This is a genomic window from Labrys sp. LIt4, assembly GCF_017813775.1.
GTDB classification, from domain to species: domain Bacteria; phylum Pseudomonadota; class Alphaproteobacteria; order Rhizobiales; family Labraceae; genus Labrys; species Labrys okinawensis_A.
This window is the reverse complement of sequence record NZ_JAGIPY010000028.1, coordinates 23,501-49,556: the sequence shown is the minus strand read 5'-3', so window position 1 is coordinate 49,556 and position 26,056 is coordinate 23,501. Positions and strand designations below refer to the sequence as shown.

Sequence of the window (26,056 nt, the reverse complement as noted above, 5' to 3'; positions counted from 1 at the left end):
CTTCAGGAGGAGATCAAGACCGACGAGCTTCTCACCAAGCTCGCAGTGGCAGGCGTCAACAAGAAGGCGGCCTGATCGGCGCGGCTTGTCTTTGTGCCCAAGCTCTCGATCCCCATCGCCGGCGGGCAGATCCTGAAAGCGGCCTCGGCTCTTCGAGCCGAGTGAGGATCACGCTCTTTTTGCATCCTCTGAAACAGGAATATTCGCTGGCAAACGGCCGGCCTGGCTCCCAGTCACGACCCAGGCCGAGCCACTCCAATTTTCAGGAACAAAGCCGGACCTATGAGGTTCGAACCGCGCGAGGCCGTTGTGCCCAGCGCCCCCGACTCCGGCTTCGCTGCGGGGCGGTCCGGTCAGCCTGCTCTTCGGAGTCGGTAGCCGGGCCGTCAGAGGGGACGCGTCGTCCGCATGCCAATGCCTTCTAGAGCAAAGCGCGTTCAAGCGTGAACGCTAATTTGCTCTAACTCATTGTTCTGACGCGTCTTTGCGATTCTAGGTGACTCCGTCTAATCGCAAAACGCTATAGGCGGCGCGCTGCCGATCCAACCGAAAGGTGCGAAGCAATGCTCAAGAAACTGATGTGCGCAGCCACCGTCTGCGTGCTGTTCCCCACGATCGCCCTTGCAGCGACAAGTGCGCAAGACTTTGTGAGCAAGGCGGCTGTTTCGAACATGTTCGAAATCGAATCCAGCAAGCTGGCATTGAAAAACGCGAGCAATGCCGATGTGAAAGCGTTCGCGCAGCAGATGATCGACGATCATACCAAGGCAGGTGATGAACTTAAGTCCACGCTTGCGGCCGCCGGCAACATCCAAATGCCACAGGCACTGGACGCCGCCCATAAAACAAGCCTGGACAGCCTGGCGGGCAAGTCCGGCGCGGCTTTCGATGACGCTTATGTCGCCGACCAGAAGAAGGCGCATGACGAAGCCGTCGCCCTGTTCACGGAGTACTCGACCAGCGGTGACAATCCTCAACTGAAGGGCTTTGCGGGCAAGACATTGCCGGTCCTCAAGATGCATCAACAGCACGCTCAGAAGTTGGGCGCCAGCGCCGATACAACTTCTTCTTCGCGCCAGCCCACCAGCGCGGAACCCACTTTGCAGGAAGGGGCCAACAGCTTCACCGAAGGCCAGGCCCGCGATCGGCTCTCGGCCGCTGGCTACGCTTCCATTCAGGGGCTCGCGAAGGATGACAAGGGTATCTGGCGAGGAAACGCGACCAAGAACGGCAAGTCCGTATCGGTCGGCCTGGACTACAAAGGAAATATCGTCGCGCAATAATTCAGAATTAAGTGAATCTATTCACGTAAAATGGAGCGATCGAGATGAAAAGAACGATTAGTGGCTTGTTCGATACACGAGAGCAGGCTTCGATGGCTGTCAAAGAGCTTCGGGCTGCTCGCATTCCGGAGGCCGATATCGGGTTGGTGTCCAACAATGTCGATGGCGTTGACCCGGACGGAGATGCCGCGACGGACGCCACCACGGACGCCGGAGCGGGGGCTGGAGTTGGAGCGGCCGTCGGCGGCATTGGTGGCCTTCTGACAGGTCTTGGCGTGATGGCCATTCCCGGGGTTGGGCCGGTCGTTGCAGCTGGCTGGCTCGCCGCGACGGTCGCGGGCGCGGCTACGGGAGCCGTTGTCGGTGGCGTGGCCGGCGGGCTCGTGGGGGCTCTGACCGATCGGGGCGTCGAGAAGGATGAGGCTCAAGTCTACGCCGAGGGCATACGTAGAGGCGGCAGCCTGGTGACCGCTACGGTTGACGATGACAATGCCGAGACTGCCAGGGCTATTTTGCAGCGCGGTTCCGTGGATGTCCGCACGCGCGAGCAAACTTATCGGAATGAGGGCTGGTCGGGCTTCGTCGAGGACGCGCCCATCTATACGAGCGATCAAGTTCGGGCGGAGCGAGACAGATATTCGCGCTCAGATGGCTTGTAAGAATCCGTTGCCTTCGACGATGTGATGCCGGATGCCACTCCCGTTCGGGAGTGGCACGGCCGTCATCGATCAGAAGTCCATGCCGGCGCCGGGGGGCATGGCAGGAGCTGCTTCTTTCTTCGGCTTTTCGGCCACCATGGCTTCGGTGGTCACGAGCAGGCCGGCAACCGAGGCCGCATCCTGCAGGGCTGTACGGACGACCTTGGCAGGATCGATCACGCCCTGCTCGAAGAGATTGCCGTATTCGCCGGTCTGGGCGTTCCAGCCATGGGCGTATTCGGCGCTTTCCCGCAGCTTGCCGACGACGAGCGAGCCTTCCCAGCCGGCATTTTCGGCGATCTGGCGTATCGGCGCCTCGATTGCGCGGCGAATGATGTCGATGCCGTATTTCTGGTCGGCATTGTCGGCCGTCAGAGCGTCCAGGGCTTTGGATGCCCGCAGCAGGGCTACGCCGCCGCCCGGAAGAATGCCTTCTTCGACTGCAGCGCGCGTCGCGTGCATGGCGTCATCGACCCTGTCCTTGCGCTCCTTGACCTCGACTTCGGTCGCCCCGCCAACGCGGATCACCGCGACCCCGCCCGCGAGCTTCGCCAGCCGCTCCTGCAGCTTCTCGCGATCATAGTCGGAGGTCGTCTCCTCGATCTGCGCCCTGATCTGGGCCACGCGCCCGTCAATGTCGTTCCTGCCGCCCGCACCGTCAACGATGGTGGTGTTTTCCTTCTCGATCACCACCTTCTTGGCCCGGCCGAGCATATCGAGCGTCACGTTCTCCAGCTTGATGCCAAGATCCTCGCTGATCACCGTACCACCGGTAAGGATGGCAATGTCCTCGAGCATGGCCTTGCGCCGGTCGCCGAAGCCCGGTGCCTTGACGGCCGCAACCTTCAGGCCGCCGCGCAGCTTGTTCACCACCAGCGTCGCCAAAGCCTCCCCTTCCACGTCTTCCGCGATGATGGCGAGGGGCTTGCCCGACTGCACGACCGCCTCCAGGATCGGCAGCAAGGCCTGGAGGTTGCCCAGCTTCTTCTCGTGGATGAGGATGTAGGGATCCTCGAGTTCGACGCGCATCTTCTCCTGGTTGGTCACGAAGTACGGCGAAAGGTAGCCGCGGTCGAATTGCATGCCCTCGACGACTTCGAGCTCGGTCTCGGCCGTCTTGGCCTCCTCGACGGTGATCACGCCTTCATTGCCGACCTTCTGCATGGCCTCCGCCAGGAAACGCCCGATCTCGGTGTCGCCATTGGCCGAAATCGTGCCGACCTGGGCGATCTCGTCGTTCTTGGTAATTTTCTGTGCGTTGGCCTTCAGTTCGGTGACGACCGCCTCAACGGCCTTGTCGATGCCGCGCTTGAGGTCCATGGGATTGATACCCGAGGCCACCGCCTTGGCGCCTTCCTTTACGATAGCTTGAGCGAGAACGGTCGCCGTGGTGGTGCCGTCGCCGGCCAAGTCGTTGGTCTTGGAGGCAACCTCGCGCACCATCTGGGCGCCCATGTTCTCGAACTTGTCCGAGAGCTCGATCTCCTTGGCGACGGTGACGCCGTCCTTGGTGATGCGGGGCGCGCCGAACGACTTCTCGATCACGACGTTGCGGCCCTTCGGGCCCAGCGTGACCTTGACGGCATTGGCGAGAATGTCGACGCCGCGCAGCATCTTGTCACGCGCGTCGGTGGAGAATTTGACTTCCTTGGCAGCCATTGGATCTCTCCTGCAATAGGCAGCTATCTAGACTGTAATGGGGATGAAGAAGCCGTCAGGCGGCCTTCTTCACGGCACTGGCGTTTTCGACCACGCCCAGCACGTCGCTTTCTTTCATGATGAGGAGATCTTCACCATTGATCTTGATCTCGGTGCCTGACCATTTGCCGAACAAAATGCGGTCCCCGACCTTCACGTCGAGTTCGACCAGCTTACCGGCCTCATCCCGCGCACCAGGACCGACCGCGACGACCTCACCCTGCTGCGGCTTCTCCTTGGCCGTATCGGGAATGATGATACCGCCCGCCGTCCTTTCGTCGGCTTCGATGCGGCGGACCAGGACGCGATCATGCAATGGACGGAACGTCATATCGTTCTCCTTCAAGGACAAACAATTTTGAGTGTTCCACCGCTCCGATCCTGGGACCGGAGCGGGGCGCGCGACCCAAGCGGCGTCGCGCGCGAAATGAGGTGGTTGAGGGCTTTTTCGATTTCAAGAGCGTCGATGGAAATTTTTAGCAGTCCGGGGCATTGAGTGATAATCCATTGAATGCGTTGATGTTTTTTGTCCTTTTCGTGCATGCCGGTCGAGCCGGGGCTCAGGCGGGACTGTCTGAGGGCGCTCGCATGCATGCCCATTCAAAATCATTCGGTGGCCTCTTGAAATGCCGGAGGCGTGACCTAACTCGTATTTGCCGGGCGCCTCAAGGGGACCGGCATTCCCGCTCTGCGGCCAGGTGCGCGGCGGGAAAACCAAACTTGTATCCATGTTGCTTCAACAGGAGGATGTGGCTATGAGAACCACTCTTGACTTTACACCGCTGTTCCGCTCGAGCATCGGTTTTGACCGGATGCTGAATGCCCTGGAGGCGACGAGCCGTATTGAAACGGCCGGCAATTGGCCGCCCTACGACATCATCAAGACAGGCGACGACGACTACCGCATTGACATGGCGGTAGCGGGCTTTTCTCAAGACGAACTGAGCATTACCCAGGAGCGCAACGTCTTGATGGTGTCCGGTCAGAAGACAGGCGAAGATACAGCGCAATATATGCACCGGGGCATTGCCGGACGCGCCTTTACGCAACGCTTTGAGCTTGCCGACCACATCAAGGTCGTGGGCGCGAACCTCGACAGGGGCCTGCTGACGATCGATCTCAGGCGTGATCTTCCCGAAGAGATGAAACCGCGCCGGATCGAGATCGCGGGGGGCGATGCTCAAGCCAAGACCGGCATGCGGGCGATCGAAAGCGAGAAGCACGCGGCCTGATAGCCGAATGGCCACGCAAGGCAAAGCGCCGGACGGAAAGATCCGGCGCAGCCGAGAGCATTTGTCAACCGATTGAGCATGAAGGAGACAGATGATGAGTGTGCGCGATCTAATTCCTTGGGGGCGCAACAGCGCCGGCCAGCTTCCCAGCTTCTTTCGAGAGGGGGACCGCGATCCCTTCCTGTCGCTGCACCGCGAGATGAATCGGCTGTTCGACGATGCCTTCCGATCGTTCGACACCAGACTGCCGAATGTCGGCAGGATCGGCTCTTCCGGTGCCAACTGGCCTAGCGTCGAAATCTCGGACAATGAAAAGGAGATCACGGTGACCGCCGAGGTGCCGGGGCTGGCGGAGAGGGATATCGAAGTATTCCTCAGCGAGGGGGTGCTGACGGTGAAGGGCGAAAAGCGCTCGGAGACTGAGGACAAGGAAAAGCAATTTTCCGAACGCTTTTATGGTCGCTTCGAGCGTCGTATTCCGGTCGGCTTCGAAGTGGAAGAAGAGAAGATCAGTGCCCGTTTCAAAAATGGCGTGCTGACTGTCACGCTTCCCAAGACCGAAAAGGCGAAAGCCCAGGTTAGGCGGATCGAAGTAAAAAGCTGACCTTCATGGCGGCGGTTGCATGTACATATGCGGCCGCCTCGCCGGGCATATTAGGCAATAAGGTTCCTGAAGCTTGATTCCAATTTGTGATGAGCAAAGTTTCATTTGAAAAACCGGCCCGATTTATGCCTCGGACGAACCTGTTACATCAGGTCTCCAGCGTAGCAGAGGCTTCATATTATCTCTTGCATCGTTGGCCGCCGCAAAGAGGTCCAGCGTATTTCGCCGCGCGCGAGGCATGTTACCTGGCTGCCCTCGGGCGGATGAACCCGGATGAATGCCGCCGAATTTTTGCTCGGGCGTTGGACGAAGCGGGAATGCCGGTTCTGGATGAATCCACTGAAGCCGCCGGCGTCGCGCTGACGGAGGATAGGACATCAACGCCCGTGACCTTTACGAGGTCCGGGGCGTGGGAGAATAAAAACCTTCGCTCGTCCAAGGAACGGCTGCGCAGAGCCCGAGACGCCCACGGTCCGGACCGGGCATCGCTGCGAGACCCGCGGTTTGCGCTTACAAGGTTCGGTCCGACCCATGAGTTTGTTGTTGGGGGGCAAAGCGCCTGACGTGCTCCGAAAGCAAGATAAGGAGGTCGAGATGGTGAATATCGGTGATGTTGTCCGTATCAAGCTCGGTATAGTGACATCGCTGTCGGTGATGTTCGACATCGATGCGACCTTTGAAGTCGTCGCATTGCATTTCGGTCCCGGCAATGATCCGGAAGGAAACGTCGATCTCATGAGGCCCGACGGCAAGATCGAACCATGGTTTCCGGCTTCACGGCTCGAAAAGGCTCCTGTGCGCCGGCCCACCCACTAGCGGGCCGAACGCAGGATCAGGTCGAACGGCGTCGGAATCCGTGTCGTCCCACAGGGCGCCAGCCGTGCGGGATGATATTCCGGGGAGGAGCGCGTGTTTTATTCCATGCCGACCTCGGTTGCTACGAGGCCTTTGGAAAGCCGAGCGCGCGGGCCGGACCGTCCGCTCTTCTTGCGGTGTTCCAGCGGGAAAGCGTGCAAGGTCCGGGCATGCGGAACGACTCCGAGGCCGTTGTAAAAATACCGTCCAAGCCCTTGAAACGGCCTTGGTTTGTACCATTTCTTTGCGCGTCGGGCGCCCGATGGGGCTCGATGCGGACGCCGACTGCGTCTGGCGTCCTGCTTGTAACCATGTTGCTTTGATGAGGATGTGGCTATGAGAACCTACGACTTCACCCCTTTTGCCCGTTCGGCAATTGGCTTTGACCGTCTCTTCGAACTTCTGAACGCAGGTTCGAAGGAAACAGCCGAAGGCTATCCCCCCTACGACATCATACGCACGAGCGAAGACGGTTTCCGCATAAGCTTGGCGGTCGCCGGATTCAAATCCAGCGATATAAGCATTACTGCCCAGCAAAATCTCTTGACCGTCACCGGCCGCAAGGCGGATGCGAAGAACGAGATGGACTACATATATCATGGCATTTCGGCCGCGCCGTTCGAACGCCGCTTCAATCTGGCCGACTATATCGAGGTCGAGAGCGCCAGTTTCGAGAACGGCCTTTTGCAGATCAATCTTATTCGGCGCCTCCCCGAGGCGATGAAGCCCCGCCGCATCGAAATTCGCACCGCAGAAGCTGCCGACCATCATAAACCAGCAAAGGCCGCTTGATTCCAATGGCTTGGGGAGCGCAATCGGCGTTCCCCGAGATCGGAGAGGGTCTTGTCATGGAAAAGCGATCAACACGAAACGAGTTCGATATTTCCCGGCTTCTTCGTCCCGCTCAGGCTTTCGATCACCCAAGGGATGTCGTTGCCGACCCGGATCTGACATTGAATGAGAAGCGGGCGATCCTGGCCTCCTGGGCATCGGATGCCTGCGCGTTGGAGGCAACTCCCAGCCTTCGGGAAATCAGGAGGGGGCGCGTCGTTCCCTTCGATGACATCATGGATGCGTTGCGTGCCCTGGATGGCGACCGGATGAACAGCATGTCGCGCTATGATCGGGCGACACGTCGTCGCCGTGCGACGAATGGGCGGCACTCGACGGATGAGGGCAGTCCATCCCTGCAGTGAAACTCCGGCGTTCCGGCGGGGAGCCGAGTGTTGGCCAATCTGCGAGCCTGCATCGGACATTTCTGGCTCCTTCCGGAATTCGCCATCCAGAACCAGCCATTGCGCCTCGGCGGGATTGGACCGGCCATATCCGCGAGATGTGCCCTGCAGGGATCGCTTGCGGGCGGCAGCCCCAGCGCGCCTGAAATCATGACGCCGCTGCAACGCGATTTCGAAAGCCCTGGCTTGCCAAGGGAGGGCTTTGCCATCCGACAAGATGAAGCCGACCACTCGAAAACAAGCGGGAACATGGGCGGGCGGCGCTAGTTGGGTCACTGGATACAAGGAAGGGGACATCATGACCAAGCTCCCGCCCACTCCTCCGGAGAACCAGAGCCACAAGGGCACCGGTGATCCCAAGACGCCGGTCCGAGACCAGGCGCCCCATGGCAAGCAGCGGCCCGAAAATCCTCAGCAGCAGGGCCAGCAAGCCAATATCAAGCAAAACACGAAAAATCAGGGTTATCAGCAGGACCGGTGAGACAGGAGACGGATATGTCTACCTCGGCCAAGACACCGAGAAGCATTCGCCATGGCGGCCCCGGTGCTTCCCATGAAAATGCAAAGGACCGTCCGCAGGTCGAAAAACCTGCCGCAGATACGGGGCAGCGCCGGCGCAGTGCCGTATCCGGCGGAGGCGGCGAAAGAGACAGTCATCACACCCATGATCCCGAGAAGAAGGGTGGTGGCACTCACCCCGCCCGCTGAGAGGTCGACGATGGCCAAGAATGTAAGCAAGCGCCAGCCCTTGCAGGGCAGAAAGACCCATGAGCAACAGCTTCGAACTCTGGAGCGAAAGCCGGACGTCCCCGATCGCCGTCAGGAGGAAGCGTCGCTGAGCCGGCCGGCGGATAGCATTCTTCCTCTCCCCAAGCGGGAGGCGCGTCAGGCGGAATTTCCGGTGAGCCGCGGCGGCCTCAATCAGGAGAGCCGGGACCATAACAAACACAACCGTCCGGGGCAGGAGGGGCATCGGCCTCAACGGCATTCGCCCGCCGAACAAAAGGACCGCGACGGCCAATAGCCTCTCGCGGGCCGCATTGGAATGAGAGGGCAAACCGCAAGGAGAATTGCTGTGGCGCATGCGAGCAAGAAACATATGGGCTCTGGTACCGCTGGCAAGGGCGCCGGAACCGGCGGGACGTCCGATCTTGCGAAAGACAAGATCGAGGAAAACATGGTTCTGTCCAATCGCGACAAGTCTCAGCACTCCAAGGACAGAGGCATGGACAGCAAGAGGAACCAGACGGACCAATTGCAGGACCATGCAGCCAACCGGCTGTCCGAAGAGAAAAAGCCGAGACAGAAATCCTGAGCCTCCGGCGACCCAGTCAGGAGAAGGGTCTCTGGCGCATGCTGCCCCTGATGCTTAGTGCGGTTCATTTAAGAAAGAAGCGCTCCGGATTGTCATAGCCGCGCTCGACCCGGCTATCCGGAAACCGCCCGCGCAATACGGAGATCCAGGTTGGCTTGCCGGGTCAAGCCCGGCAATGACAAAGGTCGGGCCGACCTGAAGACGCTAAGTGAACTGCATTGCCCCTTGATGCTGCCCCTCTTGGCGGGGCCAGTCACACTATGGTTCTCCGATCGTCCTCTACACCCCGGAAGGATAGGTCTCGGGCAGTTCGCCATTCCATTCGGAACTGCGCTCCAGCGGCTCGACCGCGCGGGTCTCGTCGAAATGCAGCACGGCATCGAATTGTGCCGAGAGATCGGCTCGGAAATAATGGCTGGCCCGTTCGGTCTCAGGCCGATAGATCACGCCTATCGCCCGCTCGAGCAGCCGCCGGGGCAGGCTTGCGCCGTTCCCCCGCAGATCGAGCTGGAAGCGATCGAAAGAAACACCGTGCAGCAAGGCCTCGTAGCTGTCTGCCAGGCCCGGCCGGACACTCTTGCGCTCGGCTGGTCCACCCCAGTCGGAGGCAGCCGTCACGGTGCCGCGATAGGTCGTGAAGCCCACGAGAAAGGCTTTATGCCCGTGCTTTTCGCGAATGAGCTGTCCCAGATTGATCTCGCCATGGCTGCTTCTATCCGTCGCCCGGGCATCTCCCAGATGCGAGTTGTGAGCCCAGACGACGATTTTGGGGAACTGCACCCGCCGGGTGAGATGAGCGGCCAGGGCCTCGAACGTTTCGGCCATGTGGCGATCCCGCAAATTCCAGGTCGACTCGGGAGCAAGAAACATGGCGCGATAATAGGCTTCGGCGTTCTTGACCAGATGGGCATTTTGCTGCGCCGCAAAAAGTTCGTCGTCGAGCAGACCGGCCTGGACCTCGGCGGGCGCGGGGCGTCGCTTCAGCATGTCGACCAATTGCGCCAAGACGTCCTCCTGACAGGATTTTTCGATCGCGGTGCCGGCGACGAAACCATAGACTTGCGGGTCGGGGCCGAAATGGTCGAAACAGGAATAACGGTGCCGTGCGACCTCGGCCGCGGCCGGATCGACCTGATCCAGGTAATGCAGTACCGCCTTCATGGAATCATGCAGGGCGTAGAGGTCGAGACCGTAGAAGCCTGCCTTGGGCTTCGTCCCTTCCGATGTCCGGTTATGCCGACGCAGCCACTCGATGAAGTCGACGACAACCTTATTGCGCCACATCCAGGTCGGAAAGCGACGAAAGTCGGCGAGCGCCTCCTCCGCGTCGAGATCGCAGCCCGGCCCTTGAACGTAGCGGTTGACCCGGTAAGCGTCAGGCCAATCGGCCTCGACGGCCACGCCGACAAAGCCCTTCTCTTCGATCAGGCGCTGCGTAATCCGTGCACGTTCTTCATAGAACTCGTGCGTGCCGTGCGAGGCTTCGCCGAGAAGGACGAAGGGAGCCTCGTCTATCTGCTCGAGAAGGTGATCATAATCCTGCGGTCCGCCGGACAACTGCAGGATATGCTTGTTTAATGCGCCCACGACCGCGTCGGCCGGATCATCCCCGGATGAGGTTCGCGCTCCCGCCCTGGCAAGAAGATCTCGAACTTCCTCATCGCTGGTCTGGGAGAAATCACCGTACCAACTCCCGACGCTGACGAATGGCTGCGGCGTCGTTGCGCAAAGAACCTCGTCGGCCTCGTCCCTCATCGCTTCGCAGGTTTCCGGGCTGCCGACAGGTACGGCTGCGACGATATGAGCGGGCCGGCTTTGCCGCAGCGCCTTTATGGCCGCGCGCATCGTCGAGCCGGTGGCAAGCCCGTCATCGACCAGGATGACATTTCGGCCGCGCAGCCGCAAAGGTGAGCGGCCGCCGCGATAGAGCCGCTCGCGGCGGTCGAGCTCTCTTTGCTCCTTGGCTGCGACCTCATCGATGACAGATGCCGGCACGGCAAGTCTGGTGACGATCTCGTCATTCAAAACGCGTACATTCGCGGGGGCGATCGCACCCATGGCAAGCTCTTCATAGCCGGGCACGCCGAGTTTGCGCACAACGAAGACGTCGAGCGGCGCCTTCAAAGTTTTGGCGACCTGATAGGCAACCGGCACGCCGCCTCGAGGCAGCGCAAGGACCGTGACATCCTTGCGCCCCGCATGATGTCGGAGCTTTCCGGCCAGGGCACGCCCTGCCTGCCCACGATCTGAAAAGGTGGTGGCCATCATCTCAAATCCAATGCTGCTGAGCTTTATCCGCCGCCTGCCGCGAGGCGCTCACTCAGGGATGACGGGCCTTCGAGTATCCCTTTTCCGGCTGCGGCCGAGGCGCGGAAGCTCTCCTTGCTATCCGGTCTGACTATGTGCGCCACCGGCACGGGAGATGCCGCAAAGGGCCTCGCCGGCGGCTCCATCGCCGGTCGTGACGGCGACATCGCCCAGCGAAAGGATACCCAACCAGCTGTTTATTGTGATCGACGACCGGCAGGCGCCGTACCTGAATGTCGCCCATATTGCGGGTCACTTCCTCGATTTCCTGATCGGCGAAACAGTATTTTACGTCCTTGGTCATCACCTCTCGGACGCTCGTATCAGGCCCCTTGCCGTGGGCTACGGCACGCACCGCAATGTCTCGATCGGTGATCATCCCAACCAGCCGGTTGTTCTCACCGACGGGCAAAACGCCGGCATCGAGTTTGGCCATCAGCTGGGCGGCTTGGGCGATTGTTTCGCCGGCATTAGCCACGCGCACATCGCGCGTCATTGCATCGCTTACCTGCATGGCAGCCTCCTTTGCTGGATTCGAAAGCGGCGGCACGACCGATCAGGTTCCCTCATGGTCGCCTTTCCATAGAACCGCCCCTTCCCAACGAGCCAATGCTGCAACTGTTCCGCGTGGAGGTCCTTCCCTGAACGGAGCCTCGCGAGAGCCGGCGCCATCGCTCCCGTCGCCTTCGATCCGCATCTCGGCGTCTTAATGCACCCGACAGGGGGAACGCGGGGTGTGATCATTCGTTTGGTGGCACGGAAAACAGGGCCCCGCTCCCATGCAGTCAAATCAGCCGCGCCCTGCAGTGCTTGTGATCGAGGACGAAGTTTTCGCGCGTATTGTGATTGCCGATTTTCTCGCGGACCGGCATCTCGAGGTGCTCGAGGCCGAAAATGCGGACAAGGCCCTCCAGATCCTGGAACAGAGACAGGATGTGAAGGTGATTTTTACGGACATAAATATGCCCGGGAAACTGAATGGTATCGAGCTTGCTCGAATAGTGCGCACCCGTTGGCCTCGGGTTCACGTTCTCGTGACGACCGGAGCTCCTCAGAAAGAGAGAATTCCTGCCGGGAGTCATTTCGTGTCCAAGCCCTATGATCAGGCTCAACTGGCGGATCGGATCCATTTACTTGCCAAAGCGGACTGAATCCTCCACGGGCAATATGCGAGATTCGCGCTGGCCGGCGTAGCTCCTTATATACTATCCGCCGATGCCGAAACGCAGTGCCAGGGCCGAAGGTGCCATACGGCATTCTCATGCCCCAAACACCCGGGATGACGGCGGCGCCGACGCGACCCTGTTGTTTTCTCTCGAATTGACATCACCTTCGTTCGTAGCGGCGCAAAAGCGTCGGCCGACTCGAAGGCGGAGACGGAGCAGATCACAAGCTCCCGATTATCCGAAAACCATCCTTGAGCGTTCCGGCAGGACGATGAACGCCAACCCAGGAGGACGACTGCAATGGCCAACAGCACACGAATTCAGCCAGCATTCCTGTTCGATCTCGACGGCACGCTTGTCGACAGCGTTTATCAGCACGTGCTGGCTTGGAAGGAGGCCCTCGATGCCGAGGGTATCAAGCTCTCTGTCTGGCGCATTCATCGCAAGATCGGCATGAGCGGGGGTCTATTCACCAACCAGCTCCTGCGTGAGACCGGACTGGATATCAGTGAAGAGCGAGTCGAACGCTTGCGTAAAAATCATGCGGCCGCCTACCGTCGCTATGGCAGCAGCATCCATCCGCTGCCAGGCGCCCGTGAACTGCTCGATTGGTTGACACAGGCCGGCATTCCCTGGGCCATCGCCACCAGCGGACGCATGGAGACCGCGGCTGTCAATCTCGCAGCGCTCGGCGTCGATCCTGATCGTTCCCCGGTGGTGACGCGGGATCAGGTCAAATACGCCAAGCCTGACCCCGACCTCTTTCTGGCGGCGGCTGAGCGGCTGGGAGTGGCGATCGAAACCGCCATTGTGGTTGGGGACAGCATCTGGGACATGCTGGCTGCAGTGCGCTGCAAGGCGCTGGGTGTCGGGCTGCTCAGTGGCGGCTACGGGACCGATGAACTTCAGGATGCGGGAGCAATCCGCGTCTACGATGATCCGCTCGATCTTCTGCAGCATATCGATGAAGTAGGGGGGCGGCGATAACGGGCAGCCAAGTGATCACCGCCCTCCTGTTCCGGCTCCGGAACAGGGACGAGCCTTGCTGGTTCGGTCGCCACAACGGTAGCAGGAGATGGTCATGGCCGGAACCGTCGGCGACTTCATCGTGGATCGCCTGTATGCGTGGGGCGTGCGCCGGATTTTCGGCTATCCCGGCGATGGCATCAACGGCGTGTTTGGCGCTCTGAATCGCTCCGATGGCAAGATCGAGTTCATCCAGGCAAGGCACGAGGAAATGGCGGCCTTCATGGCTGCAGCCCATGCCAAATTTACGGGCGAACTCGGCGTGTGCATCGCGACCTCCGGCCCGGGTGCCTCGCATTTGCTGACCGGATTGTATGATGCCAACCTCGACCATGTCCCGGTTCTCGCCCTTGTCGGCCAGCAATCTCGTGACGCCTTGGGCGGGCATTATCAGCAGGAACTGGATCTGACGAGCATGTTCAAGGACGTGGCCGGTGCCTTCGTTCAGCAGGCTTCGTCCGTTCCGCAGGTCCGCCATCTGATGGATCGCGCCATCCGCATTGCGCTCGGCGAGCGCAAGGTGACGGCCGTGATCATTCCCAACGACCTGCAGCGTCTTGAATACGAGGATCCTCCTCGCAAGCACGGCACGCTGCATTCAGGCGTAGGATATGCCGGCCCGAGGGTGATGCCGGAGGACGAAGATCTGCAAAAGGCGGCCGATGTTCTCAACGCCGGCTCGAAAGTAGCGATCCTTGTCGGAGCCGGGGCTCTCGGGGCGGAAGAGGAAGTCTCGGCCATCGCCGGGCTTTTGCAGGCGGGCATTGCCAAGGCTCTCCTGGGCAAGGCTGTCGTTCCCGACGATCAGCCTCATGTCACGGGCGCGATCGGCCTGTTGGGGACCGGACCGAGCTACCGCATGATGAACAGCTGCGACACCCTCCTCGTTATCGGCTCCGGCTTTCCCTATGCCGAGTTCCTTCCCGAGGAGGGACAGGCGAGGGGGGTACAGATCGACATCTCGCCTGCGATGCTTTCGCTGCGCTATCCCATGGAGGTCAACCTCGTCGGAGATGCCAGGCACACGCTCCGGGCGCTGTTGCCGTTGATCCAGGAAAAGGCCGACGCGGACTGGCGGCGTTCCATCGAAGAGGACGTGGCGGAGTGGTGGAATATACTGGAGGAGAGGGCCATGCGGCCTGCCAATCCGGTCAATCCGCAACGGGTGGTGTGGGAATTGTCCTCACGCCTGCCCGAGCGGGCTATCATCACGAGCGATTCAGGCTCATGCGCCAATTGGTTTGCGCGCGATCTGAAACTGAGATCCGGCATGATGGCTTCTCTCTCGGGCGGATTGGCCTCGATGGGTGCGGCGGTTCCCTATGCGATCGCCGCAAAGCTCGCTCATCCGGACCGGCCTATCATTGCCCTGGTCGGCGATGGCGCAATGCAGATGAACAATATGGGGGAGTTGATCACCATTGCCAAATATTGGCGGACATGGGCGAATCCCTGCCTGGTCACCTGCGTTTTCAACAATCAGGATCTGAATCAGGTAACCTGGGAGCAGCGCGTGATGGAGGGCGATCCAAAATTCGACGCCTCCCAACAAATTCCTGACGTGCCCTATCACCGTTTCGCAGAGCTGATCGGACTTAAAGGTCTATTGGTCGACAGGCCCGAGGATCTCGGACAGGCTTGGCAGGCGGCCCTTTCGAGCGACAGGCCCACTGTTTTGGAAGTCAAGACCGATCCCGAAGTATTCCCGCTGCCGCCACATATTACATTTGAGCAGGCGGTGCATTTTTCCGAGATGCTGCTCAAGGGTGATCCGCGAAGCGGCAATATTCTAACCAATACGGCGAGGCAATTATATTCAACTCTACTCGGTGGGCGCCACAAGCGCAGTTGACGCCTAAATCAACGCCTGGGGAAGTCCAGCCCGCCCATACAATCAGGCCGATGAACATTCGACATGGCAGACGAGGACTTTGCCATGCCCCCTGCTTCGCGTCGAGCCTGGCCCATAGACGAACCGCGCCGCCGCCAAGCGACCGAAAAAACCATCCGCAGGCTCAGCGGTACTGGCTTGGCTGCGATTTATGACGGCGAAGTGACAAAGAGTGGCAGGGATGCCCTAGAGATCGTTCGCGACTGGGGCATGAATTTCAAGGCGCATCGATCGGCCGGACTAGCGAGAGTGTCGGCTTAAATCTGGATGCGTGGTATAGTTTTAGGATTTCGTGCCAAAGACATTGGCGGCTCAAATAGCTACTATCAGTTCGATCGATTATCTGCTTGCAAGGCTATCCTCAGCCCAAATTTTTGCGCGGTGTTGTTGATGAAAGCGCACGGATATGCACTTCAGGAATAATTCCCGACAGCCAACACCATGCTGCTGCCAGGGCCCCTGTCGAAGGAGCCCTTCTACAGGAAAGAAATGCATTCGGCACTCGACCAGATCCGAATCCATCGATCTTAAGCTTTGTGCTAGTCCTGGTATTGTTCGAGATAGATCTATTATTTCGATGCATGTGTTGCGTATTATGAAATCTATTTTAGAAGAAAGTAAAAGTAACTATAAGTTAAATTAATTCTATAGAAGTTGACCTGATTTAATATATAGACCAAATTTTGACGAAATGGAGGGGTGTATATAGATATTTATTCGGAATTTTTATACTATACTAGCTGATATACTGAGCGCGATTTGGAGAATGATATGTTGAATGCATCAACAGTACCAGGCTCCCACGGAGATACGCTGGGGTGCTAGAGGAACCTGTCGAGGTCACGGCTTCCGAACCGCTTTTTGGTTCGTCAAGCGTTTGGTTCATTCTCGGCTGTCTGAGGACGCCCGTATGGGTGTTCGACATCGACGATAGCTGCGTTCTCTGGGCCAATGCGGCCGCCATCGACGTATGGCAGGCTGCGACCCTGCGTGAACTTCGGGCGCGGGACATGAAGAGCGACATGTCGGCCTCGGTGGCCAAGCGCCTGCGCCAATATCAAGAGGATTTCGAGCGGACGAACATTTCCTTTACGGAGCTTTGGACAATCTATCCGGGCGGCCGTCCAACGACGTTGCATGTTCGGTATAGCGGCGTGAGATTGCGTAACGGACGCATGGCGATGCTGTGCGAAGCTCTAGGGGAGCCTTCGGAGACACCGGAGACTTTGCGTAGTGCCGAAGCTCTGCTGCACACGCAGATGATGATTTCTTTATATACCGAAGACGGATTGCTGCTCTATGAGAATCCGGCTGCACGCCATACGCGAGAGCCCAACGACCGATCATTGTCGGCGCGCTATGCAGACCAGAATGACTTTGTGCAGTTGAGCAAAACTCTGTCCCGCGAGGGTGAATCTCGGAGGATCGTACGCATACGTACGACCCACGGCGTCCGTTGGCACGAGGTGACGGCGCGCAGGTGCCGGGACGCCGTTACCGGATCACCTGCTTGTCTGGTGAGCGAGGTCGATCTCACCGATCTCAAGGAAACCGAGGAGAGGGCACGATTCCTCGCCTATCACGACGTGCTAACCGGCCTGCCCAATCGGACCTCGGCCATGAGGGATTTCCCCATGCGACTGGAGGCTGCTCTCCTGGCTGCCGAGCGCGTCGCGATAATGTTCCTCGACCTGGATTACTTCAAGACGATCAACGATTCTCTCGGGCATTCGGTGGGTGATGAAGTCCTGATCGAGGTGGCCGATCGGCTCAAAAAGGTCGTCGGCCGCAGCGGGGCTGTGGCGCGCCTGGGAGGAGACGAATTCTTGATCATGGCGCGAAGCGGCAAGCGTTCCGATCGATTTGAACGAACTGCACAAGCCCTTCTGTCGGCTTTCGCCAAGCCGCTGAAGATATCCGGGCGAACATTGACGATCTCTCCGAGCATCGGCATCAGCGTCTTCCCGGACGATGGAAGCAGCATCGACGCGCTGATGCGTCACTCGGATCTTGCCTTGTACAAAGCCAAGGAAGATGGACGCAATTGCTTTCGCTACTTCACCAAATCCCTCCAGGAGAGGGCGCAGGTCAGGATCGACTTGGAATCGGACATTCGGCGCGCGCTGCACAACCAGGAGTTCGAACTGTTCTTTCAGCCGCGTGTTTCGACGAAGACGCTGCAGATCGTCGGTGCGGAGGCCCTCATTCGTTGGCGGCATCCCCGCAGGGGGTTGATCATGCCCTCCGAGTTCATCCCTCTGTGCGAGGAGACGAACATGATCAACCAGCTTGGCGACTGGGTATTGGAGGTAGCGATCGAACGCCAGGTGTCCTGGCGGCGCAAGGGATATCCCTTGTCCATTTCGGCGAATTTGTCTCCTCGCCAGTTGCGCAGCCGTGACGTGATTGCCAAGCTTGCGGCGGTGATGGAGCGCACGGGCTGCGCGCCGGGCGATATCGAACTTGAAATTACCGAATCCACCATCATGGAGAGCGGCCAAGGCCCCGACGGCATCATTTCTCAACTGAAGAATCTGGGCGTGAGGCTGGCCATCGACGACTTTGGGACCGGCTACTCGAATCTGGCCTATCTGCAAAATTTCCCGATAAGCTGCCTTAAAATAGACCGGTCGTTCATTGCCGAGCTCACCCGCAACGACGCCATTGCTGAATTCATTATTTCCATGTGCAGGCTGATGGATATTCATGTCGTAGCCGAAGGCGTCGAGACTTTGGAGCAATTGAATTGGCTGAGAGCGAGAGGTTGCCAGGAGTTTCAGGGGCACTACTTTGGAAGCGCGGTGCCGGCGGCCGAGTTCGAGCGGCTACTCGAGCTGCAGCATGCGCTGCCGAAGGAGACGGCAATCCCAGTGGCTGATTGTCAGCCGGTGAAAGCCGGGCGCTCCTAGGGAGGGTGCCAATCCGTTCAGCGTCGGTCGTTTCGACCCGAATGACCAGCGCCGGCAAGCCGGCAGCCCGATAGCACGAGCGGCGGTACCATCCTGCTGAAAACTCCCGCTTCCCGGCGAAAGCGGGAGCGAACACGCCAGGACTCCGAGCGCCGGACCGTTGCGGCAATTTGTATGAGTCTCGGCCGCTATCCGCAGTCCTTTCGTTCCATCTTGTGCCGGCCACCCCGCGACTTGAATTTGACTAGCCGCCAGCGGGGCACGGCTGAATGGAAGAGTGCAGTGCGGCGAACAGATCATTGCAGTCATTACACGGCAATTTGGCCGTCGCCACGGCCAAACTACAGCCGGTTGCCTGTCGCGCTTGCAACGCGCGACATGGATATAGCTGCCAATTTGATTTGTCCTGATTGAATTAAACTCGGGAGTTCAAAGAAGAAGAACTTCTTACCTGCCGAGTCGAGAGGTGCACGAACGGTGCCGTGATTTCAGAAATTCTTACAAATTTAAATTAAGTGATAATATTAAAAATGTGGAAATCTCGAATTAGGGCCACATTGGTATTTTTTTACTTCCATTGGAGTCGTGTCATGCAAATAAACCCGCTGCATACTGCTGGTGCCGACGACCCGTACATGCTGCTGTCATTCAAGGAAGCCGCCAGTGAAATCCGAAATACGGACGGAACGGTTATCTTCCAATTTCCCCGTATCATAAGCCCTCGGAATTGGAGCCAGGTCGCGATTGACATCGTCGCCAGGCGATATCTGCGCAAGGGAGATGTGCCGGCCTGCTTGCGCACGGTGCCCGAGGACGGCGTTCCATCTTGGCTCTGGCGATCGATGCCGGATGAAGAGGCGTTGCGGCTTCTGCCGGAAAGTGAGCGGTATGGGAGCGAAACGGATCTGCGCAAGGTCTTCGATCGAATAGCGGGTGCGACGACCTATTGGGGATGGAAATATCATTATTTCACGACCGAAACGGATGCCCGTTCTTTTTTCGACGAATATCGATTTCTGCTGGCTTCCCAAAAGATAGCGCCCAACACACCCCAATGGTTCAATACAGGCCTGCATTGGGCCTATGGCATAGAGGGCTCTTCCCAGGGCCATTTCTTCTATGACGAGGACGCGCAGCAGGTCATCTCGTCGGCAAATGCCTATGAGCGGCCCCAAACGCATTCCTGCTTCATTCAATCCGTGGCGGACGATCTCGTGAGCGAGGGAGGCATCCTGCAGCACATTGCCGATGAAGCGCGCATCGCAAAGCTCGGATCGGGAACGGGGGCGAACTATTCCGACATCCGTGGTGCGGACGAAGATTTGGCCGCGGGGGGCAAGGCTTGCGGGCTGATAGCCGTCTTGCGCGCCAGCGATCGTGCGGCGGGCCTGGTCACCGCCAACGGATCGACGCGCCAATCCTCAAAGATGGTGATTGTCGACATCGACCACCCCGACATCGAGGAATTCATCAACTGGAAGGTGAAGGAGGAGCAAAAGGTGGCTTTCCTCGTGGCCGGATCGAGATCGTCGGCCAGGCATCTGAATGCCATCGTCAAGGCTTGTCGAGATGGGGAGGGCGCTGCCAATTGCGATCCTCTGCGCAACACCGAACTCAACAGGCAGATCCATCTCGCCCGTGAAGCTCAGATCCCGGAAAACTATATAGACAGGGTCATCGAACTCGTGCGGCAGGGGTGCCCGCCGGACGATCTTCCGATCTACGATACGGATTGGAACGGTGAAGCCTATTTCACTGTGGCTGGGCAGAACGCCAACAACGCGGTGCGCGTCTCAAACGAGTTCCTCCGCTCGATCGAGCAGGGATCGTCGTGGACGCTGCGGGCACGCAAAGATCGCCAGGCCATGAAGTCGGTCCCGGCCCGTAAATTGTGGGAGCAGATCGCCTATTCGGCCTGGGCGGCAGGCGATCCGGGCGTGCACTTCTCGACGACCATCGACGAGTGGCACACCTGCCCGGTGGCGGGGCCTATCCGGGGATCGAATTCCTGCTCCGAATTCCTGTTCCTGGATGACACCGGAACGACCCTTGCTGCGATCAATCTGATGCAGTTTCGCGGGGCCGATGGACGACTGGATCTCGATGGCTTCGAGCATACATGCCGCTTGGCGACGCTGATGCTCGAGATTACCGTAGCCATGGCCCAATATCCCTCCCGCAACATCGCCTTGCGCACTTATCAGTATAGACCGATCGGGCTTGGTTTCGCCAATCTCGGTGGACTGCTCATGGCATCGGCCATTCCCTATGACTCCGACGAAGGCAGGGCCCTTGGCGGAGCGATGACGGCGATTATGGCGGGTGTGTGCTATGCCACTTCCGCGCAGATCGCCGCGGAAAAGGGGGCATTTGCCGGCTTCGCAGCCAATCGCGATCCGATGTTGCGGGTTATACGCAATCATCGGCGCGCAGCTCACGGCCAGACGGGCGACTATGAGGGCTTGTCCATCCCGCCCGTGCCCTTGAATCACGCTACGCTGGTGCGGAAGGTTCCGGATGGGGGCCGTCTGCTCGAACATGCCATCAGGGCTTGGGACCGGGCCTTGGCGCTGGGAGAGCAGTTCGGCTACCGCAATGCCCAGGCGACGGTACTTGCGCCGACCGGCACGACAGGGCTGGTCATGGATTGCGATACGAACGGCATCGAGCCTGACTTCGCTCTGGTCAAGTTGAAGAAACTCACCGGTGGCGGCTATCTCAAAATCATCAATCGGGCGGTCCCCGTGGCGCTGCGATCGCTGGGTTATGATGAAACTCAGATCTGCGATATCGAGGCCTATGCAACGGGGCGCCAATCGCTGGAGGGCGCGCCGGATATCAATCGCCTCACGCTGAAGGCAAAGGGGTTCACCGACGAGCGGCTCGATGCCGTCGAAAGGGCTTTGGCCGGCGCTTTCGATATTCGCTCTGCGTTCACACTGTGGACGATCGGGCGGGATTTTCTGCTCCAGACGTTGAAGATCCCCGCCGCCCGCCTCGCGGACCCGGCTTTCGACCTGCTGACCTATCTGGACTATGACGAGGCTGCGATAGAGCGGGCCAATATTCATGTTTGCGGCACCATGACACTGGAGGGGGCACCCCACCTCAAGCCGGAACATTTGCCGGTGTTCGATTGCGCCAACCAATGCGGGCGTTATGGCAAGCGCCATCTTTCGGTCGACGGTCATCTGCGGATGATGGCCGCTGCACAGCCGTTCATCTCCGGAGCGATATCGAAGACGGTCAATATGCCCCGCACGGCGACAGTCGAGGACTGCAAGACCGCTCTGGTCAAATCCTGGCATCTGTCCTTGAAGGCAAACGCGCTCTACAGGGACGGCTCCAAATTGTCGCAGCCCCTCAACGCTCAGACTTCCTCGGTCCGCCGAGACGAAAGGCCAGCCGAGGAGACATCCGACCGCCATCCTTCAATCCAACTCACGGCCGCGAACGCTCACCTGTTGTCTCCAGCGGGCGTCCCCTCGACCCTTCAGGCAGGATGGCAGCCGCAGTTTCCCAAAAAGCTGTCGGATTTTCCGGTCGTGGAACTGCACAAGCCGACGACATTCAAGGAAAAAGCGCCACATCATTCGCTGAACGTGACCTGGGATACGAGCCGGCTCCAAATCTCGCTGCCTCTAACGGGACCGTCGCAAATGGCCTCGTTCATCAACCGACAAACATCTGGAGCCAAGGGTGCCTAGGTTGATGCACCGGCTGGAACCGCGCCTTCGTCCGGCAAGGCGTCCGCGATTGCCCAGTCACGCAGCTTTCGCAGCTTGTGCCGGGGCGATCGCTATTCGGCGCGTATGACTCAGGCAGCGGGCCTCTGGCGTGCAAATCCAGCGGCCCGCTTCGATGCCGACCGACGGACTGGCCCCCCCCGGGGGGCCGGTCCGGCCCGAGATCGTGTCGTCCACGAAGCTCCTGCGTGCATCGAAAAGACAATAGAGGGCGCGCGACGAAAGTCGGCTGAGCGCAACCGCGTCCCGATTGAATTGCGCATGCTTCGAGACCACTCGACAACGAGGTCAAACCTCGCTCGACTTTACGGGGATTGATCGAGTGCGTGTGGAGGTGCCTGGCCCTGGAAGAGATAGTTCTGGCGGTAGACGAGCAAGTACCACCCGGCAATCAGGACGATTGCCAGGACGAAGATTGTCACCAGCCAATTCCGGGGAGCCATGAGCCAAACTTTCGCAAGACGAGGGCCGGGTACTCCTAACTTCCGGAGGCAGAGAATGTTCGAGAGCGGGTGACGCAGTCGCTGCGGGCATTATCGCCCTGTCTTGAGGGATCTCGTGCCGAATATGGTCGCCCATGACAGCCGCTGCTTGCGCAGAAGCATGATGGCATCGATCACCACTACGATCACGAGGACGAGCCCGATCATCGAACTTTGCCATTCGGAGGGGACTTCGAAGAGATTGAAGGCATTCGTCATCAGGCTGATGAAGCCCACACCCAGCATGGCCCCGATCAGCGAGCCCTTCCCGCCGGCGATGCTGCCCCCACCCACGAGGCAGGCGATGATGATGTTCATCTCCAGTCCGACGCCGAGATAGCGATTGGCCATGCCGATGCGCGCGGTGACCAACACGCCGGCCAGCGACGCCATCAAGCCGGAAAAGACGAAGACGCCGATGCGCAGGCGGTTGGCGTTGATGCCGATCATGGCGGCCGCTTCGGGATTGCCGCCAAGAAAATAGAGCCGGCGCCCGAGCACGGTGCGGCGCAGGATGAACTCGCCGGCAATGACCAGGGCCAGCGCGAAGATGAACATGCCATAGATCCCGAAGACCTGGCCGTTGCCGAGCAAAGTGAAGGCAGCCGGAAATTCGGTGAAACCGCCGAGACCGGTGCCGATCAGCATGACCTCGACCAGCCCGCGGACCATATACATCATGCCAAGCGTGGCGATGAGGTGGTTGATCCGGAAGACCGCGACGAGGATGCCGTTGGCGAGTCCGATTACGCTGCCGACTGCCAGTCCGCAGACGATTGCTCCGGCCATGCCGTAGCCGGCCGACAGCACATAGGCGGTGACGATGCCGGACAGACCCATGATTGCGCCGACAGACAGATCGAACAGGCCGGTGACGAAAAGCACCATCATGCCGATGGCGATGATCATGTTCGGTGCCAGGCTGGTCTGCAGCGAGTCGAGATTGTTGGCGTTGAGGAAGGCTGGTGCGCCGAAAGCCAATAGGAACACGAGTGCGGCCACGACGCCGAGCGTGACCGCCTCCTGCTCCAGTCGCCAGCGCTTCAGGAAGGGCATCGTCTTGGGGGTGGCGGAACCGGCTGCCATGGCTGTTTCCTTCAGACGCGACGACGGTTGAGGAGCGTGTCGATCGCGACAGTGGCGATCAGCAAGGCTCCCACGACGAATTGCTGGAAGACGGGTTCGATGTCGTACATCGCCATGCCGTTGATGATCACCGCGAGCAGGACAAGGCCGAGCACCGATGCGGCGGCATTGCCGCGTCCGCCATAGAGGCTGGCGCCGCCGAGGACGGCGGCGGTGATCATGCTGAATTCGAGTCCGACCCCCATGTTGGAGTCGGCATGGGTGATGCGCGAGGCGGTGTAGATGCCGGCGATACCGGCCATCAGGCTCGATGCCACGAAGGCGAGTACCTTGATGCGACCCGTGCGGATGCCGTAGATCGTGGCCGATTGCAGGTTTTCGCCGATGTAGCACATCTGCCGGAACAGCACGCTGCGCCATTGAAAGAGCAGGGTGGCGATCACCAGGACGACCATGGCGATGATGGTGATATTGACGCCGAGAAAGGCCTGCCTGGCCAGGCTGCGAAATTCACGCGGGAAGATGTTGCCGCGCAACGTCGTGGTCATCACGCCGACGATGCCGCGCACGATCAGCATGGTGCCGATGGTCAGCATCAGTGAATTGATGTGGAAACGCACGACCAGGACACCGTTGAGAAACCCGACCATCACGGCAGCGCCCAGGGCGAGCGCGATGGCGAGCGGCAGCGAGAGGCCCTGGAGCAGGAGATAACCCGAAAGGACGCCGGAAAGGGCGTAGACCGCGCCAACGGAAAGATCGATCTCGCGCAGCACCATGACATAGGTAAAGGCAAGGACAACAAAGGCCTCGATCGAGACGGCGAAGGCGAGCGAATAGAGATTGCTCGCGGTCAGGAAATTCTCCCGCGTGACGGCGAGAAAGGCGCAGAGCGCGATGGTGATCACCAGGAGAGGGATGGTTCCGAGGCGGGCGCGTCGGCGGGCAGGGGCCGCGGGCGCGGCGGCGGTAAGCGGAGCTGTGTCTTGCTGGCTCATCCGATCCTCACTTGTTGCCGGCGGCCAGGGCCATGACCTGCTCCTGCGTCATCGCGGCGCCGGTGAGCCATCCCGCGACTTTGCGGGCGCGCATCACCAGGATGCGGTCTGCGAGAAGCAGGATCTCGGGCAGTTCGGATGAGAAGACCAGCAGGCTGCGCCCTTCGTCGGCGAGACCCGTCAGCGCCCGATACACATCCACCTTGGCGCCGACATCGATGCCGCGTGTGGGCTCGTTGACGATCATGACGGTGGGATCGCAGGAGAGGCACGCACTCAGCATCACCTTCTGCTGATTACCGCCGGAGAGTTCGCGAGGCGGCACGTTGGTGCCGGCGACGCGGATGGAGAAACGTTTGATTGCTTCGCCGGCTTTTGCCATCAGGCTTTTTTCATTCAGAAAGCCGAGACGCGCGAACCGACGCAGTACCGGTGCCGAAACATTGTCGGCAACGCTGCGCTGCATGAAGAGCCCGGCATCCTTGCGGTTGGCGTTGAGATAGGAGACTCCCGCTGCCATCATGCGGCGCGGTTCCGGCGAAGCGACGGCCTTGCCGGAAATTTCCATCTGTCCTGCTTCGAGGGGGTCGAGGCCGAAGAGGGAGCGTGAAAGCTCGGCCGTGCCGGAGCCTTCGAGCCCGTAAACGCCGACGATCTCGCCGCGGCGCAGCGACAGGGAGACGTCCTCGAAACCGTCCTGCCGCCTTGCCCCCTCGACCTTGAAGACGACAGGTTCTTCGTTTGCCCTGGCCGGGCGGTCGCGATGATGCACTTGCGCCAGCTTGCGGCCCACCATACGGCCGACGAGATCGCTTTCCTGCAGCCCCTGATTGTCGAGGGTCTCCACCACGGTACCGTCGCGCAGGACGGTGATGCGGTCGGAAATGCGCATGACGTCGCCGAGCCGGTGGGAGACGAACAGGATCGTCTGTCCCTTGGCCCGGAGCCTGGCGAGCAGTTTCAGGAGGATGTCGGAATCATGGGCGTTGAGGCCGGAGGTCGGCTCGTCGAGGATGATGATCTTGCGCTCGACGTTCACGGCCCGCAGGATCTCGATGATCTGGCGCTGGCTCGGAGTGAGCTCGAGCACGCGGGTGCGCGGATCGAGGTCGAGCTCGAACATCGCCAGGAGTTCGGCCGTGCGCCGGTTCATTCCGGCAACATCAACGAGCCCGCCGCGCAGCGGCGGACAATCGACGAAGACGTTCTCGGCCACCGTCATGTTCTCGAAGACGGCGAGTTCCTGGTGCACCATGGCAATGCCGTGCCTGGAGGCATTCGAGGGCAGGAACTCGGTGACGGTCTCGCCGTCGATGACCACCGTGCCGGTCGTCGGGACGACGTCGCCCTTGATGATCTTGAGCGTGGTGCTCTTGCCGGCCCCGTTCTCGCCGAGGAGCGTGTGGATCTCGCCGCGCCGCACGGAGAAGCTGATGCCGCCGAGGGCCTTCACCGCGCCGAACGACTTGGTGACATCCTTCAGCGAAAGGACGATGTCGGCCATGGCTGGCATTCCTGTCTGGAT

Annotated in this window: 22 protein-coding genes and 2 pseudogenes; 17 read left to right on the top strand and 7 right to left on the bottom strand. The window is 59.9% G+C overall.

Going from position 1 to position 26,056, the window contains the following annotated elements:
• Positions 1 to 563 precede the first annotated feature (563 nt).
• Positions 564 to 1,283, top strand: a complete 720-nt coding sequence (locus J8I29_RS29040) for a DUF4142 domain-containing protein (RefSeq protein WP_245197484.1) — start codon at positions 564 to 566, stop codon at positions 1,281 to 1,283.
• Positions 1,284 to 1,375: 92 nt separating this feature from the next.
• Positions 1,376 to 1,942: a hypothetical protein gene (locus tag J8I29_RS29035; RefSeq protein ID WP_245197483.1), complete on the top strand. Its 567-nt coding sequence runs from the start codon at positions 1,376 to 1,378 to the stop codon at positions 1,940 to 1,942.
• 69 nt (positions 1,943 to 2,011) lie between these two features.
• On the opposite strand, the gene groL is transcribed toward J8I29_RS29035, so the two are convergent.
• Positions 2,012 to 3,640 (bottom strand): chaperonin GroEL, encoded by a 1,629-nt coding sequence (groL, locus tag J8I29_RS29030; RefSeq protein ID WP_105860058.1) that lies wholly within the window; start codon positions 3,638 to 3,640, stop codon positions 2,012 to 2,014.
• 55 nt (positions 3,641 to 3,695) lie between these two features.
• Positions 3,696 to 4,010 carry a co-chaperone GroES gene (gene groES, locus J8I29_RS29025; protein WP_105860059.1) on the bottom strand — a complete coding sequence of 105 codons (315 nt, stop codon included), beginning with the start codon at positions 4,008 to 4,010 and terminating at the stop codon, positions 3,696 to 3,698.
• 424 nt (positions 4,011 to 4,434) lie between these two features.
• Between groES and J8I29_RS29020 the strand changes: the two genes are divergently transcribed.
• The 10 genes from J8I29_RS29020 to J8I29_RS28975 all read left to right on the top strand — a co-directional run bounded on the left by J8I29_RS29020 (position 4,435) and on the right by J8I29_RS28975 (position 8,920).
• Positions 4,435 to 4,911, top strand: coding sequence for an Hsp20 family protein (locus J8I29_RS29020; protein WP_105860621.1), 477 nt, complete (start codon positions 4,435 to 4,437; stop codon positions 4,909 to 4,911).
• Between the two features lie 94 nt (positions 4,912 to 5,005).
• Positions 5,006 to 5,515 carry an Hsp20/alpha crystallin family protein gene (locus J8I29_RS29015; RefSeq protein WP_105860622.1) on the top strand — a complete coding sequence of 170 codons (510 nt, stop codon included), beginning with the start codon at positions 5,006 to 5,008 and terminating at the stop codon, positions 5,513 to 5,515.
• 594 nt (positions 5,516 to 6,109) lie between these two features.
• Positions 6,110 to 6,331 carry a hypothetical protein gene (locus J8I29_RS29005; protein ID WP_209434320.1) on the top strand — a complete coding sequence of 74 codons (222 nt, stop codon included), beginning with the start codon at positions 6,110 to 6,112 and terminating at the stop codon, positions 6,329 to 6,331.
• Positions 6,332 to 6,706: 375 nt separating this feature from the next.
• Complete coding sequence (locus J8I29_RS29000) at positions 6,707 to 7,162, top strand: Hsp20 family protein (protein WP_209434319.1); 456 nt, start codon at positions 6,707 to 6,709, stop codon at positions 7,160 to 7,162.
• A 56-nt stretch (positions 7,163 to 7,218) separates the two neighbouring features.
• On the top strand, positions 7,219 to 7,566 hold the full coding sequence (locus J8I29_RS28995) for a hypothetical protein (protein WP_209434318.1): 348 nt from the start codon (positions 7,219 to 7,221) through the stop codon (positions 7,564 to 7,566).
• A 30-nt stretch (positions 7,567 to 7,596) separates the two neighbouring features.
• Positions 7,597 to 7,872 carry a hypothetical protein gene (locus tag J8I29_RS28990; RefSeq protein WP_209434317.1) on the top strand — a complete coding sequence of 92 codons (276 nt, stop codon included), beginning with the start codon at positions 7,597 to 7,599 and terminating at the stop codon, positions 7,870 to 7,872.
• A 31-nt stretch (positions 7,873 to 7,903) separates the two neighbouring features.
• The gene (locus tag J8I29_RS28985) at positions 7,904 to 8,086 is read left to right on the top strand and encodes a hypothetical protein (RefSeq protein ID WP_209434316.1); all 183 of its coding nucleotides are present in this window, start codon (positions 7,904 to 7,906) and stop codon (positions 8,084 to 8,086) included.
• A 14-nt stretch (positions 8,087 to 8,100) separates the two neighbouring features.
• On the top strand, positions 8,101 to 8,313 hold the full coding sequence (locus J8I29_RS30215) for a hypothetical protein (protein WP_245197482.1): 213 nt from the start codon (positions 8,101 to 8,103) through the stop codon (positions 8,311 to 8,313).
• A 10-nt stretch (positions 8,314 to 8,323) separates the two neighbouring features.
• On the top strand, positions 8,324 to 8,629 hold the full coding sequence (locus tag J8I29_RS28980) for a hypothetical protein (RefSeq protein ID WP_245197481.1): 306 nt from the start codon (positions 8,324 to 8,326) through the stop codon (positions 8,627 to 8,629).
• A 51-nt stretch (positions 8,630 to 8,680) separates the two neighbouring features.
• A complete protein-coding gene (locus tag J8I29_RS28975) occupies positions 8,681 to 8,920 on the top strand; it encodes a hypothetical protein (RefSeq protein WP_181160943.1) in 240 nt (79 codons plus the stop codon).
• A 279-nt stretch (positions 8,921 to 9,199) separates the two neighbouring features.
• Here J8I29_RS28975 and J8I29_RS28970 read toward each other — a convergent pair whose 3' ends face one another.
• Complete coding sequence (locus J8I29_RS28970) at positions 9,200 to 11,188, bottom strand: erythromycin esterase family protein (RefSeq protein WP_209434315.1); 1,989 nt, start codon at positions 11,186 to 11,188, stop codon at positions 9,200 to 9,202.
• Positions 11,189 to 11,305: 117 nt separating this feature from the next.
• Positions 11,306 to 11,741, bottom strand: a pseudogene (locus tag J8I29_RS28965) (CBS domain-containing protein).
• A gap of 265 nt (positions 11,742 to 12,006) precedes the next feature.
• On the opposite strand from J8I29_RS28965, the gene J8I29_RS28960 reads away from it, so the two are divergent.
• The 5 genes and pseudogenes from J8I29_RS28960 to J8I29_RS28940 form a co-directional block, all read left to right on the top strand.
• Positions 12,007 to 12,378 carry a response regulator gene (locus tag J8I29_RS28960; RefSeq protein ID WP_209434314.1) on the top strand — a complete coding sequence of 124 codons (372 nt, stop codon included), beginning with the start codon at positions 12,007 to 12,009 and terminating at the stop codon, positions 12,376 to 12,378.
• Between the two features lie 315 nt (positions 12,379 to 12,693).
• Positions 12,694 to 13,380: an HAD family hydrolase gene (locus tag J8I29_RS28955; RefSeq protein ID WP_105860069.1), complete on the top strand. Its 687-nt coding sequence runs from the start codon at positions 12,694 to 12,696 to the stop codon at positions 13,378 to 13,380.
• Positions 13,381 to 13,474: 94 nt separating this feature from the next.
• Positions 13,475 to 15,271 (top strand): thiamine pyrophosphate-requiring protein, encoded by a 1,797-nt coding sequence (locus J8I29_RS28950; RefSeq protein ID WP_209434313.1) that lies wholly within the window; start codon positions 13,475 to 13,477, stop codon positions 15,269 to 15,271.
• A 953-nt stretch (positions 15,272 to 16,224) separates the two neighbouring features.
• On the top strand, positions 16,225 to 18,219 hold the full coding sequence (locus J8I29_RS30210; RefSeq protein ID WP_209434312.1) for an EAL domain-containing protein: 1,995 nt from the start codon (positions 16,225 to 16,227) through the stop codon (positions 18,217 to 18,219).
• Positions 18,220 to 18,809: 590 nt separating this feature from the next.
• A pseudogene (locus J8I29_RS28940) lies at positions 18,810 to 21,590 on the top strand (vitamin B12-dependent ribonucleotide reductase); the annotation flags it as partial.
• 908 nt (positions 21,591 to 22,498) lie between these two features.
• Here J8I29_RS28940 and J8I29_RS28935 read toward each other — a convergent pair.
• The 3 genes from J8I29_RS28935 to J8I29_RS28925 are packed head-to-tail and all read right to left on the bottom strand — an operon-like array spanning position 22,499 to position 26,035.
• Entirely contained in the window at positions 22,499 to 23,533 is a 1,035-nt protein-coding gene (locus J8I29_RS28935) for an ABC transporter permease (protein WP_209434310.1), read from the bottom strand.
• 11 nt (positions 23,534 to 23,544) lie between these two features.
• Positions 23,545 to 24,531: an ABC transporter permease gene (locus tag J8I29_RS28930; protein ID WP_209434309.1), complete on the bottom strand. Its 987-nt coding sequence runs from the start codon at positions 24,529 to 24,531 to the stop codon at positions 23,545 to 23,547.
• A 7-nt stretch (positions 24,532 to 24,538) separates the two neighbouring features.
• The gene (locus tag J8I29_RS28925; RefSeq protein WP_209434308.1) at positions 24,539 to 26,035 is read right to left on the bottom strand and encodes a sugar ABC transporter ATP-binding protein; all 1,497 of its coding nucleotides are present in this window, start codon (positions 26,033 to 26,035) and stop codon (positions 24,539 to 24,541) included.
• Positions 26,036 to 26,056 lie beyond the last annotated feature (21 nt).